The 12,451-nt window shown below is 61.3% G+C and carries 13 protein-coding genes; 4 read left to right on the top strand and 9 right to left on the bottom strand.

What is annotated here, in order from left to right; genetic code table 11:
* Nucleotides 1–16 precede the first annotated feature (16 nt).
* Entirely contained in the window at nt 17–1,102 is a 1,086-nt protein-coding gene (gene dinB / locus ACFCQI_RS09495) for a DNA polymerase IV (protein WP_395116072.1), read from the top strand.
* Between the two features lie 41 nt (nt 1,103–1,143).
* Here the strand turns inward: dinB and ACFCQI_RS09490 are convergent, their stop codons facing one another.
* The 7 genes from ACFCQI_RS09490 to ACFCQI_RS09460 form a co-directional block, all read right to left on the bottom strand.
* Nucleotides 1,144–2,427 (bottom strand): sensor histidine kinase, encoded by a 1,284-nt coding sequence (locus ACFCQI_RS09490; RefSeq protein ID WP_395116069.1) that lies wholly within the window; start codon nt 2,425–2,427, stop codon nt 1,144–1,146.
* Nucleotides 2,411–3,097 (bottom strand): response regulator transcription factor, encoded by a 687-nt coding sequence (locus ACFCQI_RS09485; protein ID WP_395116067.1) that lies wholly within the window; start codon nt 3,095–3,097, stop codon nt 2,411–2,413. Before ACFCQI_RS09485 ends, ACFCQI_RS09490 begins: the two co-directional genes overlap by 17 nt.
* A gap of 679 nt (nt 3,098–3,776) precedes the next feature.
* Nucleotides 3,777–5,486, bottom strand: coding sequence for a TonB family protein (locus ACFCQI_RS09480; protein WP_395116065.1), 1,710 nt, complete (start codon nt 5,484–5,486; stop codon nt 3,777–3,779).
* Complete coding sequence (locus ACFCQI_RS09475; RefSeq protein WP_395116063.1) at nt 5,486–5,881, bottom strand: BlaI/MecI/CopY family transcriptional regulator; 396 nt, start codon at nt 5,879–5,881, stop codon at nt 5,486–5,488. Before ACFCQI_RS09475 ends, ACFCQI_RS09480 begins: the two co-directional genes overlap by 1 nt.
* A gap of 115 nt (nt 5,882–5,996) precedes the next feature.
* Nucleotides 5,997–6,485: a hypothetical protein gene (locus ACFCQI_RS09470; RefSeq protein ID WP_395116061.1), complete on the bottom strand. Its 489-nt coding sequence runs from the start codon at nt 6,483–6,485 to the stop codon at nt 5,997–5,999.
* Between the two features lie 132 nt (nt 6,486–6,617).
* Nucleotides 6,618–7,520: a 30S ribosomal protein S6--L-glutamate ligase gene (gene rimK / locus ACFCQI_RS09465; protein WP_395116059.1), complete on the bottom strand. Its 903-nt coding sequence runs from the start codon at nt 7,518–7,520 to the stop codon at nt 6,618–6,620.
* A complete protein-coding gene (locus tag ACFCQI_RS09460; protein ID WP_395116057.1) occupies nt 7,517–7,993 on the bottom strand; it encodes an ATP-dependent zinc protease in 477 nt (158 codons plus the stop codon). The genes rimK and ACFCQI_RS09460 overlap by 4 nt, the downstream gene beginning before the upstream one ends.
* Nucleotides 7,994–8,300: 307 nt before the next feature.
* Here ACFCQI_RS09460 and ACFCQI_RS09455 point away from each other — a divergent pair, with 307 nt between their 5' ends.
* Nucleotides 8,301–8,942 (top strand): hypothetical protein, encoded by a 642-nt coding sequence (locus ACFCQI_RS09455; RefSeq protein WP_395116055.1) that lies wholly within the window; start codon nt 8,301–8,303, stop codon nt 8,940–8,942.
* Nucleotides 8,939–10,033 carry an ImmA/IrrE family metallo-endopeptidase gene (locus tag ACFCQI_RS09450; protein ID WP_395116053.1) on the top strand — a complete coding sequence of 365 codons (1,095 nt, stop codon included), beginning with the start codon at nt 8,939–8,941 and terminating at the stop codon, nt 10,031–10,033. The genes ACFCQI_RS09455 and ACFCQI_RS09450 overlap by 4 nt, the downstream gene beginning before the upstream one ends.
* Before the next feature lie 361 nt (nt 10,034–10,394).
* Here ACFCQI_RS09450 and ACFCQI_RS09445 read toward each other — a convergent pair whose 3' ends face one another.
* Complete coding sequence (locus ACFCQI_RS09445) at nt 10,395–11,219, bottom strand: hypothetical protein (RefSeq protein ID WP_395116051.1); 825 nt, start codon at nt 11,217–11,219, stop codon at nt 10,395–10,397.
* Nucleotides 11,220–11,224: 5 nt separating this feature from the next.
* Entirely contained in the window at nt 11,225–11,662 is a 438-nt protein-coding gene (locus tag ACFCQI_RS09440; RefSeq protein ID WP_395116049.1) for a hypothetical protein, read from the bottom strand.
* A gap of 202 nt (nt 11,663–11,864) precedes the next feature.
* On the opposite strand from ACFCQI_RS09440, the gene ACFCQI_RS09435 reads away from it, so the two are divergent.
* Entirely contained in the window at nt 11,865–12,275 is a 411-nt protein-coding gene (locus ACFCQI_RS09435; RefSeq protein WP_395116047.1) for an H-NS family nucleoid-associated regulatory protein, read from the top strand.
* Nucleotides 12,276–12,451 lie beyond the last annotated feature (176 nt).

Below are 12,451 nucleotides of genomic sequence, written 5' to 3'. Positions count from 1 at the left end.
AGGCCGCGCTCCCCAGATGTCCGCCCCGCGGAAAATCCTGCACATCGACATGGATGCGTTCTACGCCTCGGTGGAGCAGCGCGATGATCCCGCGTTGCGCGGCAAGCCGGTGGCGGTGGCCTGGCGCGGCGCGCGCTCGGTGGTGTGCGCGGCCAGCTACGAGGCGCGCGTGTTCGGTGTGCGCTCGGCGATGCCGGCGATCAGCGCCGAACGCCTGTGTCCGCAGCTGGTGTTCGTGCCGCCGGACTTCGTGCGCTACAAGGCGGTGTCGCGACAGATCCGCGAGATCTTCGCCCGCCACACCGACCTGATCGAGCCGCTGTCGCTGGACGAGGCCTACCTCGACGTCACCACCACGAAAACCGCGCTGCCCTCGGCCACCGCCACCGCCGAGGCGATCCGCACGGCGATCCGCGCAGAGACCGCACTGACCGCCTCCGCCGGCGTGGCGCCGAACAAGTTCCTGGCCAAGATCGCCTCGGACTGGAACAAGCCCGACGGCCTGTGCGTGATCCGCCCGCGCCAGGTGCTGGACTTCCTCACGCCGCTGCCGGTGGGTCGCCTGCCCGGCGTGGGCAAGGTGATGGAGGGCAAGCTCGCCGCGCTGGGCATCGCCACCGTGGGGGAGTTGCGCGCGCTCGCCGTCGCCACGCTCGAGTTGCGTTTCGGGCGTTGGGGCCGGCGCCTGCACGAGTTGGCCCACGGCATCGACGAGCATCCCGTGCAGCCGGAGCGACCCACGCTGCAGATCTCCGCCGAGGACACCTTCGAGCACGACTTGCCGCTGGACGAGCTGGAGCCGCACATTCGCCGCCTGGCCGACAAGGCGTGGAGCGGCTATCAGCGTGAACGCGAACGGGTCGCCCGCACCGTCGTGCTGAAACTGAAAACGGCCGACTTCCACACCCTGACCCGCAGCCTCACACCGCCGCAGCGGCCACGTTCGGCACGCGAGCTGGGCGAGATCGCCTGCACGTTGCGCGAGCGCGTGGAACGCCCGACGACCACGCGCTATCGGCTGGTCGGCGTGGGGCTCGCCGGTTTCGTCGACCGCGACAGCTACCAGGCACAGACGGACCTGTTCGACACCGCCACGTCCTGACCCGCACGCGGGAGCGGCTAACGGGATCGCGGGAGTTGCGCCTAGGAGAACGCGATGCTGGCGATCGCGCCGTTGGCGTCGGTGCGCGGGCGCATCGCGACATCCCAGCCATACAGTTCGCACAGGCGGCGCACGATCGCCAGGCCCAGGCCGGCGCCGCTGCCGCCGGCGCCCTCGCCGCGCACGCCGCGCTGGAACAAGCGCTCGGCTTCCTCCGGCTTGATCCCCGGGCCGGTGTCGATCACCTCGACGCCGCCATCGCCGACCACCACCTGCACGCTGCCCTCCAGCGTGTACTTGATCGCGTTGCCGATCAGGTTGGTCAGCGCCACCGCCAGCACCGAGGCCGGCGCGTTGACGCTGACCGCGCCGCGCACGTCCAACTCGATCGTCAGCGGCTTGCCGCGCATCTGCGGGCGCTGGCTCTCGATCACGTCGGCGGCGACCTTGCCGACGTCGGTGGTCTCGCCGCGGGTGGGGCCGCGCCGCTCGGCGCGCGACAGCAGCAGCAGCGCCTCGATCAGCTCGGTGGCCTGGCGCGAGGCGCGCTCGATCCGCTTGAGCCGTTCGGCCAGCTTGGGCGTGAGGTCGGGCGAACCCTGCAGCAGCTCGGTGGTGCTGGCGATCACCGCCAGTGGCGTGCGCAGTTCATGGCTGACGTCGGAGTTGAACTCGCGGTCGCGCTCGACCATCGCGGTGAGCCGCGCCGAATACTCGTCCAGCGCATGCGCCAGCTCGCCCACCTCGTCGTCGGCGAAATGCGGCGCCAGCGGCTCGGCCTTGCCGGCCCTGCGGAAATCGCGCAGGCGGTTGGCCAGTTCGCTGACCGGCTTGAGCACCTTGCGCGACAGCCACACGCCGATCGCCAGCGAGAGCACGCTGAACAGGAACACCACGAGCACCAGCGCGGTGATGAGTTGACGCTTGCCCAGTTCCTCGCGACTCACGTCGTAGCGCACGAAACCTATGATGCCGTCCTTGCGCCGCACCGCCAGCTTGTAGTGCCGGGGGCGACCCTGTTCGTCCACGTCGTTCATGTCGTAGACACCGGTGGAAAGCCCCTGCCAATCCAGCGGTGCCTTGTAGATGGTGCGGTCACTCCACAACCAGGCGTCGATCAGTTCGGAGCTGGCCTGCTGGTCGGGGTGCGCGATCACCTTGTCGACCGCCTGGTCCACGTCGTGCTGCAGCGCCGACACCACCAGTTGATCCTCCACCTTGGCGCGCACGTACAGCGAGGCCACGGCAAACAACGCGCTGAGGCCGAAGCCGAACAGCGCGAAGGAGACGATCAAGCGGTAACGAAGCTTACGCCTGGACTGCATCCGGCTCGACCATGCGGTAGCCAATGCCGTGCCGCGTGTGGATAAGCGGCTTGCCGAACGGCTTGTCGATCGCCGCGCGCAGGCCGTGGATGTGCACGCGCAGGGAGTCGGAATCGGGCAACTCCTCGCCCCACACGCGCTGTTCCAGGTCCTGCCGGGTGACCACCGACGGGCTCGCTTCCATCAGCGCCTGCAACAGCTTCAGGCCGATCGGGTTCAACTGGATCGACTTGCCCTCGCGATTCACGGTGAGCGTGTCGAGGTTGAAGGTAAGGTCGGCCACCTTCAGCACGCGGCTCTGCGGGCCCTTGCCGCGGCGCGCCAGCACCTCCAGCCGCGCAGCCAGCTCCTGCAGCGCGAACGGCTTGGTCATGTAATCGTCGGCGCCGGACTCGAAGCCGGTGAGCTTCTGTTCCAGCGCATCGCGCGCGGTGAGCATCAGGATCGGGGTCTGCTTGTGCGCCTCGTGGCGCAGCTTGCGCGCCACCTCCAGGCCATCCATGCCGGGCAGGGTCAGATCCAGCACGATCACGTCGAAATCGTGCACCACCGCCAGGTGCAGTCCGGTCACGCCGTCGCCGGCGAAATCGACCACGTTGCCGCGGTCCTCCAGGTAATCGCCGATGTTGGTGGCGATGTCGCTGTTGTCTTCTATCACCAATACGCGCATGTGCCACTCCTGCACAACCGGCGCCGGGCCGGTGGGATTGCCAGCTTAACAAGCTTGCGTGAACGCGGCGCTGAAAGATGGCGACTTTCAATCTCCCGGCCATGGCGAGGACACGGCCAGAGCATGGCGAGGGCATGGCGAGGGCATGGATGCCCGAGTTTAGGCAATGCATGGAGCAATTGCCCGATGCCCGAGTTTAGGCAATGCATGGAGCAATTGCCCGATGCCCGAGTTGAGGCAACGCCGGAGCAGTGGCCCGATGGCCGCACGCGGATCGGGCACACCGGTGCCTGGTTCGCGTGAGCAAGTCCGGGCTCGTACCGGGCTTGCGACAGAAGAAAGCCACGGGAAGTGGCCTTCTTCCCGGGGTCTCCAAGAAAAAGGCCCAGATGCACGACTCGCCGTCGCCCACCTGGACCCAAACAACTGCCCCGCTACCATCACCTGCCATCCATCACGGGCTCACCCGCCGACAGACAACGCGGAACTTATAGCGAGACTCAGGTTAGATGCCGGTTAACCACCTGGCCGGCAGGCCACGCGTCACTCCGTTACCCGGTTTCTGCGCTCTGCCGATGACGAGAACAGGGGGCGCCGCCGCGCTTCCCTCGTGGCAGACCGGAAAGGCGGGCGAAATCCTTCGGGGCACGCGGGCGCCACATGACGGGGACCGACCAGGCTATCGGGAGACGGCGCCGGGAGCGACTTTGTCGGGCGTGGTTTCATTGTCCGGCCAACGGCAAATATGCGTGCCCGTGGGAATCTGGCACACCGACTTGGCCTGGATATTCTCCGTGGCAGCCGCCTGCCCGTCTTGGCGTCCGGCGCTCGCGCTCTTGAGCGTAAACGAGAGAATCTGTCGATAGCGGGTCGACGCCACCCCCGCCGGCACGGCATATTTCCAGGAGCGCATGGCGTCCAGGGCAGCCTGGTCGAATACCCCAACCGGGACCGAGCTGACCAGGCGCAAATCGCGCACGCCGCCGTCCCTGCCCAAGGCGAACTCCACCACGACCCGGCCCTCGATGCCATCGCTGAGCGCGCGCCGGGGATAGACCGGCTGACGGACCCGCACCGGGGTCGGCGTAACCACGGTGACCGCTGGGTCGGCGATGGCCTCCATCGGCCTCATCGCCAGCACGTCAAACGCGTCCGACCTGAGATTGACCAGCGAAACCGCTGCCGGCCGGCCCAAATCGACAGGCCGAGCGAACGCCATGGCACCGGGAGCATCAGCGGTGACCTTTGCCTCGACCAGCCGGATCGCCCCTGACGGGATCTGCAGAAGATTGGGCACCTGCCACGTCGAAGGGGGACTCATCAGAGGCAGGGCGGCAGGCATCACCAGTTCGTGCAACTGCCTGATCGCGACATTCATGCCGTCGTTCATTTGAGCCTGGATCCATTGCAAGCGCACGGTCAGCATGGCCATCGCCGCACAGAGCACCAGCGCCACCGTATATCCGCCCTTGCGCAAGCGGCCAACCTGCTGCTGCGGCAACACCATCAGTTGCACGCGATCCAGCAACACGCCCCCATTGGCCGCCAGCACCAGGCTCTTCTGCCGCATACGCAGGTCACCGAGTTCGGCCAGCACCGCAACAAACTCCCGACGACTGCCGCCGCCCAGGGCCAGAGCCAACCGGTCGCAACAGATTTCGCGCTCGTTGTTGACGTCCCGCGATATCCACCGCACCACAGGATGATAGAAATGCACAGTTTCCAGCACGACCTGGAACAGGTTGGCCAGCGGATCCCAACGGCGCAAATGGGCCAGTTCGTGAGCCAGGATCAACTCGACCTGGGACGCGGGAAAGCCGCACACGACGGCCATGGGCAGGAGGATCACCGGGCGAATCCAGCCGATCAGCACCGGCGAACTGATGATGCGGCTGCCCAGTACCGTGATGCGCCGATGCAGGGCGAAACGCCCGGCCATGTCGGCAATCCGTTGCTGCCATTGCGGCAACTGCTCGGCCTTGCGCACCAGCATCTTCAACGCACGCCACTGCATGCAGGCGCGGACCGAATGCAGCAGTACCCCGATCGACCAGGCCAGCACCAGCCACGGCAGCAAGACATCGAATCCCGAAACCGCATGCCCGGCGCCGCCAGCGACCGGTTCACCGACGACCAACGACATGGCGGGCGCTTGACCCGCCGCGGACGTCAAGGACACGGTGTCCAGCAATTGCCACATCGTGACCAATGGACACGCGGCCAGCGCGAACAGAATCCCCATCCCGAAGCGATAGCGTGCCGTGCCACGCGGAAGGATCGATCTCACGGAAAAATACACCAGGCCAAGCAAGGTGCCTTGCCACAGGAAATGCACCAGAGTCCATCCAATCACCCGGATCAGCGTGAACCAGATCATGTGCGTGGCCATCACGGCGATTCCCTGTCGAGCTGGTTCAGCAGCTTGCGGATCGCATCCAGTTCCTCGCGGCTGGTTGGCTGGCTGCCCAGGGCCTGCAATACCAACTGCGAGGACGAGCCGTCGAATACCCGTTGCACAAGATCCATCAAGAGGTATTTCTGTGTGCGCTTCTTGCTGGCCGCTGCACGGTATATGTGGGCGCGCTGCGAGTCGTCCCGCTCCACCAGCCCCTTGGCGTGCATGAGCTGAAGCAGCTTCAGCACCGTCGTGTAACCGGTACGATCGCCCAGGCGCAATACGTCATGAACCTCACGAACCGTGCAGGCATCGCGCGCCCACAAGACGTTCAGGATTTCCATCTCGGCCTTGGTCGGCTTCCGCATGTCCTCGGCAATTTTTTTCATCTGAATGCATGCTCCACACGGGGTCGTGGTGAGACAGGCAGCCGCTGATCCGCGTGGGAGGCCAGCTGACATCTCCTTCGAAACTGGCCTCGGGCACCGGCCGTTGACGGATGCCTCAGCCGCCGCCGCCCCTCGTTTCCTGAACTCGCCTCATATCGTTCAACATTCGGTTCGTGTCCCGTTGCGACCGCATGATGTCGCCGTAAGTGCGGCAGCTGGTCCGGGGAATGTTTGATCCCACCGGCGCAACGTGCTCGCACACCAAGCGCTTGTTGTCGCGCTTCGTAAGCGTTGCATTCACGAACTCCTGATCGTTGAACAGCCGGATCTTCGCCTTCTCGTCCATCTGGGCGACCGTGCCGTATTTGTCGAATATCCCCTGCATATCGTTGAAGTGCTGATCGATGCTGGCACGCTCACTCGCGCTGACATGCTCATATTGACCGCCTGGCTGCATCTGTTGATGTACCGCGGCAACCACCGCCACGAAGTCATCCCTGGTTTCCGCCTTCACGATCACCTTTGTCTTGGAGGCTTGCACGATACCAACCTGCATGAGCGCAACAGCAACGATGATGCCGATCATCCAACCGTTCAGCTTCATGTCTTTCTCTCCCCAATCAAGCCGCATCCCATGGTGGGTTGCCCGTCGCGAGATCGCCCTGTCCGGGATCATAGAAAGGCCCATTCGGAACTGTCAACGAAAAGTTTCGTACTAACGTCCTTTGCGGCTGTCTTAGCCGGGCGGCGCTACTCCCGCCAGGTGACGGACGCGTGACTGAAGCAGTTCCACGATCAATCCCGCCACATCCACGCCGGTAGCGGCCTCGATCCCTTCCAAGCCGGGCGAGGCGTTGACCTCCAGCAGCAGCGGGCCGCGCCGGGAGCGCAGCAGGTCGACGCCGGCGATGCCCAGGCCCAGCGCGGCGGCGGCCTTGACCGCGAGGCGCTTCTCCTCCGCGCTCAGGTTCGCCGCCACCGCGCTGCCGCCGCGGTGCAGGTTGGCGCGGAAATCGCCCGGGCTGGCCTCGCGCTGCATCGCTGCAACCACTTTCCTGCCGACCACGAAGCAGCGGATGTCGCTCCCGTTCGCCTCGGCGATGAACTCCTGCACCAGGAAATTCGCGTACAGGCCACGGAACGCCTCGATCACGCTCTGCGAGCCGCTGCGCTTCTCCGCCAGCACCACGCCGGTGCCCTGGCTGCCTTCGTTGAGCTTGATCACGTGCGGCGGCTCGCCGAGCAGGGCCAGCACGTCGGCGGTGTCGTCCGGGTTGTCGCCGAACACGGTGACCGGCATGTCGATACCCTGCGCGGCGAGGATCTGCAGGCAGCGCAGCTTGTCGCGCGCGCGCAGCACCGCATCGGACGGGTTGGGCGTGTACACGCCCATCATCTCCAGCTGGCGCAGCACCGCGGTGCCGTAGAACGTGGTGGAGGTGCCGATGCGCGGAATCACCGCGTCAATGTCGCGCAGCGGCTTGCCGTTGTAGCGGATCGCCACCGCGCCGGGCGCGATGCGCACGTAGCAGCGCAGCGGATCGAGCACGCGCACCACGTGGCCGCGCTCGCGGGCCGCCTCGACCAGGCGCTTGGTCGAATACAGCCGGGTGTTGCGCGACAGGATGGCGATCTTCATGCGGGGCTCGCGACGTCCGTGGCGGGTGTCGGCCACGGCGAGGGTTGGGTATAGGAAAGCGAGGGGTCGACGACGAAACGCCCGGCCAGCGCGGTGCGCCCGAGCAGCAGCGGAAACAGCATATGGCGGCGATCGGTGAGGTTGATGTCAACAATGAAGCGCATCCCCGCCAGCTCCACCTCACTGCGGATGAACCAGCGCTCGGAGCGGCGCCCGCCGGTGTCGGTGACCATGCGCCGGTCCACGGCGCGGGCCTCGGCGTGCACCACCGGTGTGCGTCGTCCGGGATGCAGCGAGAAGCGCAGCCACACCTCGCCGTCGCGCCGGAACGGTTCCAGCGTGTCGACATGCAACGAGCTGCTGCGCGCCCCGGTATCGAGCTTGGCCTTGAGCCGCGCGATACCCAACGCCGGCAGGGCGAGTCGCTCGCGCCAACCCAGGATCACCAGCCGTGCAGCGATCGGATCCGCCATGGTTCGAGACAGTTCGCAAATCGCGGGATCGGGGAGTGGAGCGGGTGAAGGGAATCGACCACCTCACCCGCCTAGCCTTTGCCTAGACTCACTCTTGGCAAAAACCGTAGCGGAAAAACGATACCTAAAACGATACCTCGATAGCTTAGCAGCCGGCCAAGGAAAGGTGCCACCGTCCAGCGCCTCTTTCAGGCTAGTAGGCAAAAGACGTGCATAGAGGGGGTTCAGAAGACGTCGCATAAAGTAGTTGACGATCTTCAAAATATGCACGAACATCCCGGTTGACGAAACCTTGGATCTGCACAGAATGAGCCTGCCGCACCCGTCTTCGTTCCGCCCCGAACTGTCATCCGACCGGCTCCAGATCGTTGCGAACTGGTTGCTCGATGAGTTCTATAGCACCCAGGACGACCTGTCGCGAAACACCGATAGCGGCTATGGGCGTGGATGCACGACGTTCGATAGGCAACGCAACCGTATTCGGCTTGAGGCCATTTCTGGTAACTGGCCGTGGCTGCGAACACTCAATTCCACGTTTGATCTCGTATTCACCGTCGGCGGCGTGCCCTGTCGCTTCAGCAACGATGACCCGATCAACCCAACCAAGAAAGCAGTCTTGGAAGGCAACGGTTATCAGCTGTCATTCCAGGAGTTCGCAGGGACCGAAGGCCCCAGCCGTTTCTGCTTCGTCATCGATCGCGGGTTGGATGGCGCGGGAGAGCCCCACGTCGAACTTCACGGGTTCGACGCTACCGGTGCGCTCGTGTGCCGGTGGATTTCTGATACCCCACGCGTGCTTTACGCGGAGAGCGTCCAACAAGCACCCACCGTTCAGGTCGGAAAACCTTCGGTCACACCGCGCCAGCCCGAGACCGACGCCACGGAAGCCAACGATGGTGCTACAGAGGCTCAAAGCGAGGCAGCAGACACATCAAGCCCTGAGCCATGAAGCAGTTCAACGGCGCAAACCTTCGTCTCATTCGCTTGTTCCACAACCTCTCGCTGGCCGACTTGGGTGAGTCGGTCAGCACTTCTAAGCAGTTTCTGAGTCGGCTTGAAACTGGCGGTGAAACTATTTCTGATGGCTTAGCCAATGCATTGGCTGAGCGTCTCAACGTGCTACCGCAATTTTTCTTCTTGCCTGATGAGCAGGCGATTGCTGAGGAAGAATGTCATTTTCGCAGCCATCTGACCACGAAGGTCAGCTTGCGGCAGAACGCTCGTGCTCGCGGCGAAATGTTGAAGCGACTGATTGCTATTTTAGAGAGGCATCTTCGGCTACCCAATTACGCCATAGAGTCATCAGAACCCGACTCCCCTGAGGCCATCGAGCGAGCCGCCGAGCGTTTTCGTGACATATTTGGTCTCGGCCGCGGACCCTTGAGCAGCATGACCCGGGTGGCCGAGAACGCTGGGGCCATGGTGATGCGCATTAAGGGGTTGGCTTCCGATATTGATGCCATTTCGTTTGCCATTAAGCGGCCGCTCATTGCTTTGAATGGCGATGGACGCTCTGGATGCCGTCAACGATTTGGTGTCGCACATGAATTGGGGCACTTTGCTCTACATGTAGGCGTGTTGACTGGTGACCGCCTCACTGAAACGCAAGCCAATCGCTTCGCTAGCGCGCTGCTATTACCCCGCACCACTTTTGCCGCGGAATGCCGACTTGCCCTTCGTGGCAGCCGCCTGAATTGGCCTGGGCTGTCACAGCTGAAACTGCGCTGGGGCGTCTCCAAAGCAGCTCTAATTTTCCGCGGTCGGCAACTTGGAATGTTGTCCGAAGAACAAGCGCGCTCTGGCTACATAGGATTAAAGCGTCACGGAGAAGCACTACAGGAAACGGAAGACGACCTTGTGCCCGCTGAAGAACCTGAGTTGCTTCCCGAAAGCCTGAGCATGCTCCATGAGCATTTCGGCATGCCACTGGCAGCAGTCGCCCGAACGCTAAGCGTTTCTCCTTCGCTTGTTTCGGACCTGCTGATGATCAGCCCACAAGAAGTTTCGAACAATGTCGTGGCATTTGGGCGAACGACATAGACAGCGAGTCACCAAAAGATGCTTGGAAGATTTGGGCGACGCGCGTAGCCATGCAAGATCAGCAATGCGATCCAGGTAGCACTAGGGGTTAATTATCCGGATGTTCTCTAATCGAATCTCAGAGCTTGACTTGAACCGTGAGTCAATCTATAGTAGGCACTTGCCTACGAGACTGTTCGTGCGCGCCGATGGAAACCGACACTCGGACATTAGCTCGCTAGAATGCAGGACGGGACCGTCGGATAGCTCCAGAAACGTGAGTTTTAGAGAGCGATGCTGACCAACTGCCGCAGCGGAAGAGTTGGGATAGGCAAACTTACAACTAAGACGGAGGTTCCGCTCAGCGGAACCTCCGTCTTTTTTAAAAGAAGTCATTGCAAAACATGTTCAAGTGGGTGGTAGAGAGCGCCTTGGTAGGTTCTCCGTGACAATTCGTGAAAATTCCATCAACACTTGTATGATCCCCTTCTCCCTCTGACACGTTGTAGTGACGTAATTCCTCAACGCGGATGCCGAACCGAAACTTTCCGGCCAGAACGCATGTGTCAACATGCGGTGATGCGGTATCAAAGCGAGCGTGGTTCTCGTGACCGTAATCAAAAAAACGATTGTTATCATCCACCACATATTTACGATTAAATTTAGATTTACGACGTGGACGCACGCGCGCTCCTAGCGTCGCAATTTTTGCATCCAGCAAGTCTGAAAATGTAGGCTCCTCCGTTTCCGACCAGCATAAAGCTCGGAGCTCTACTAATTCAGCACCATTAAAGTTCCGAAAAGGCAACCGAATTAGATGATGCTCCTTGCGAGCAAGCAAATAAGAAAATGAGCGAAGAATTTTCGAGATAAGTTTATGAAAGAAATTTAATCTACTTGCCCCAATTAATTCACTATCAAAGAAAATCGGAAATATAGATCCATTTGCAATGGCCAAATTTGACTGCATCCGCGCCTCAGCCAAGACTATACAGGCGTCGATCTTTCTACTTTCTAATATTTTGAGAAGCGCGCTAATCGCTGCCTCGCCTTGCTCCGATTTATAGCAAAGCCCTGCCGTTACAACGCACGGCGTGACCTCCTCGAAGATGCTCCTTTTAAGTGAGTCGCGAGGAACAATTCTTTCTTTCTGCTCCCCAAAAAAACTCACTAAGCTAGCATCCGATGCAATAAGAGCAACGAGCATTCTCATTATTCAGAAACAAAGCGTGCCAATACATTTAAAGGAATAATCACGTCCTTCGTCATATCGTCAGGAAGTGAACGAATTACGCGAAGAAAATTAATGAGAACCCGCTCGTTTGATATACCTGAGCGCCGAGATGTTTTCACACCAGCTGGATTTTGTTCAACCGGGGATATTGCACCAAAGTCAAAATCGACGTCTTTCGGCACCAAGCCTATCTTGGCACGCTGCGTAGGATGCTCAACAACATCGAAATTCGCTGCGATACCAAGTCTTTTTACGCCCGTTTTGAGCTTTTCATTGCCCAAAACTTGATGGTAGTCATACCCATCCCGATTATAGTCGACCGCAATTGAACTGAGCATGTAAGGAGATCGTCTCTCCTCCCACATCTCCTTTGCCTTAGATTCTAAGAATTCTACGAAGTGCTTTTGCTCGCTCACGAGCTGCTCCTTTATGGACCATGACTGCTCAACCGAATCACTTGAGCGCAGTTCGATTCTAACTCAAACCATAACACCCCGGACCCGTCTGCGGGCGCGGGCATCTATCTTCCTATCGCTAAGTAGTGAGTGCCCAATCTTCAACAGCCTGTAGACTTGGCATCGAGCGTATTCCTGGCTCAACCCTTCTGAAGGAAAATTCATGGCCATCGATCTGAAAGCACTGTCCCCGAAAGAGCTCCAAGCGCTCATCGAAAACGCCAACGCCCAGATGCAGGAAGCCCGCGTGACCCAGGTCCGCACCGTCCGGGAAGAGATTGATGCGCTGCTCAAAGGAGCGGGCCTGACCATCAACGACGTCTATCCGACGCGTGGGAGCAAGAAAACGGCCAGCAAGAAAGGCACGGGTTCGGTGGCCCCGAAGTATCGCAATCCGTCCAATGCCTCGGAAACCTGGTCAGGTCGTGGTCGTCAGCCCGTATGGTTTGCTGAGGCCTTGAAGAAGCGCGGCGTGACGGCGGAAAGCTTGCTGATTGACGGTGCGCCGAAAGCCGCCAAGAAAGCCGGAAAGGCCGTCAAGAAGCCCGTGAAAAGGGCCAAGAAGGCGGCGTAAGGTCAAAGACGAAACCGCTCCTGGCTTGCGTGTTTCGATGCCTGTCAGCCATAAAAAAGGCACCCGCAAGGGTGCCTTTTCGCTCAGGGGCATAAGCTAACCAAAGCGCCGTTCGTCCGTTCCACCTGACTTTCCGATGTCGGCATGGCCTGACGTCCAGTCGGTTCTTGGCCTGA

This window comes from Rhodanobacter sp. FW102-FHT14D06 (genome assembly GCF_043950705.1).
In the GTDB taxonomy this organism is placed as follows: domain Bacteria; phylum Pseudomonadota; class Gammaproteobacteria; order Xanthomonadales; family Rhodanobacteraceae; genus Rhodanobacter.
The sequence above is the reverse complement of the archived record's forward strand: the minus strand, read 5'-3'. Positions and strand labels throughout refer to the sequence as shown.

Bases quoted from the DNA above. Each gene is read 5' to 3' on its own strand.
- dinB (WP_395116072.1), top strand. From the start codon at position 17: ATGTCCGCCCCGCGGAAAATCCTGCACATCGACATGGATGCGTTCTAC.
- ACFCQI_RS09490 (WP_395116069.1), bottom strand. From the start codon at position 2,427: ATGCAGTCCAGGCGTAAGCTTCGTTACCGCTTGATCGTCTCCTTCGCG.
- ACFCQI_RS09485 (WP_395116067.1), bottom strand. From the start codon at position 3,097: ATGCGCGTATTGGTGATAGAAGACAACAGCGACATCGCCACCAACATC.
- ACFCQI_RS09480 (WP_395116065.1), bottom strand. From the start codon at position 5,486: ATGGCCACGCACATGATCTGGTTCACGCTGATCCGGGTGATTGGATGG.
- ACFCQI_RS09475 (WP_395116063.1), bottom strand. From the start codon at position 5,881: ATGAAAAAAATTGCCGAGGACATGCGGAAGCCGACCAAGGCCGAGATG.
- ACFCQI_RS09470 (WP_395116061.1), bottom strand. From the start codon at position 6,485: ATGAAGCTGAACGGTTGGATGATCGGCATCATCGTTGCTGTTGCGCTC.
- rimK (WP_395116059.1), bottom strand. From the start codon at position 7,520: ATGAAGATCGCCATCCTGTCGCGCAACACCCGGCTGTATTCGACCAAG.
- ACFCQI_RS09460 (WP_395116057.1), bottom strand. From the start codon at position 7,993: ATGGCGGATCCGATCGCTGCACGGCTGGTGATCCTGGGTTGGCGCGAG.
- ACFCQI_RS09455 (WP_395116055.1), top strand. From the start codon at position 8,301: ATGAGCCTGCCGCACCCGTCTTCGTTCCGCCCCGAACTGTCATCCGAC.
- ACFCQI_RS09450 (WP_395116053.1), top strand. From the start codon at position 8,939: ATGAAGCAGTTCAACGGCGCAAACCTTCGTCTCATTCGCTTGTTCCAC.
- ACFCQI_RS09445 (WP_395116051.1), bottom strand. From the start codon at position 11,219: ATGCTCGTTGCTCTTATTGCATCGGATGCTAGCTTAGTGAGTTTTTTT.
- ACFCQI_RS09435 (WP_395116047.1), top strand. From the start codon at position 11,865: ATGGCCATCGATCTGAAAGCACTGTCCCCGAAAGAGCTCCAAGCGCTC.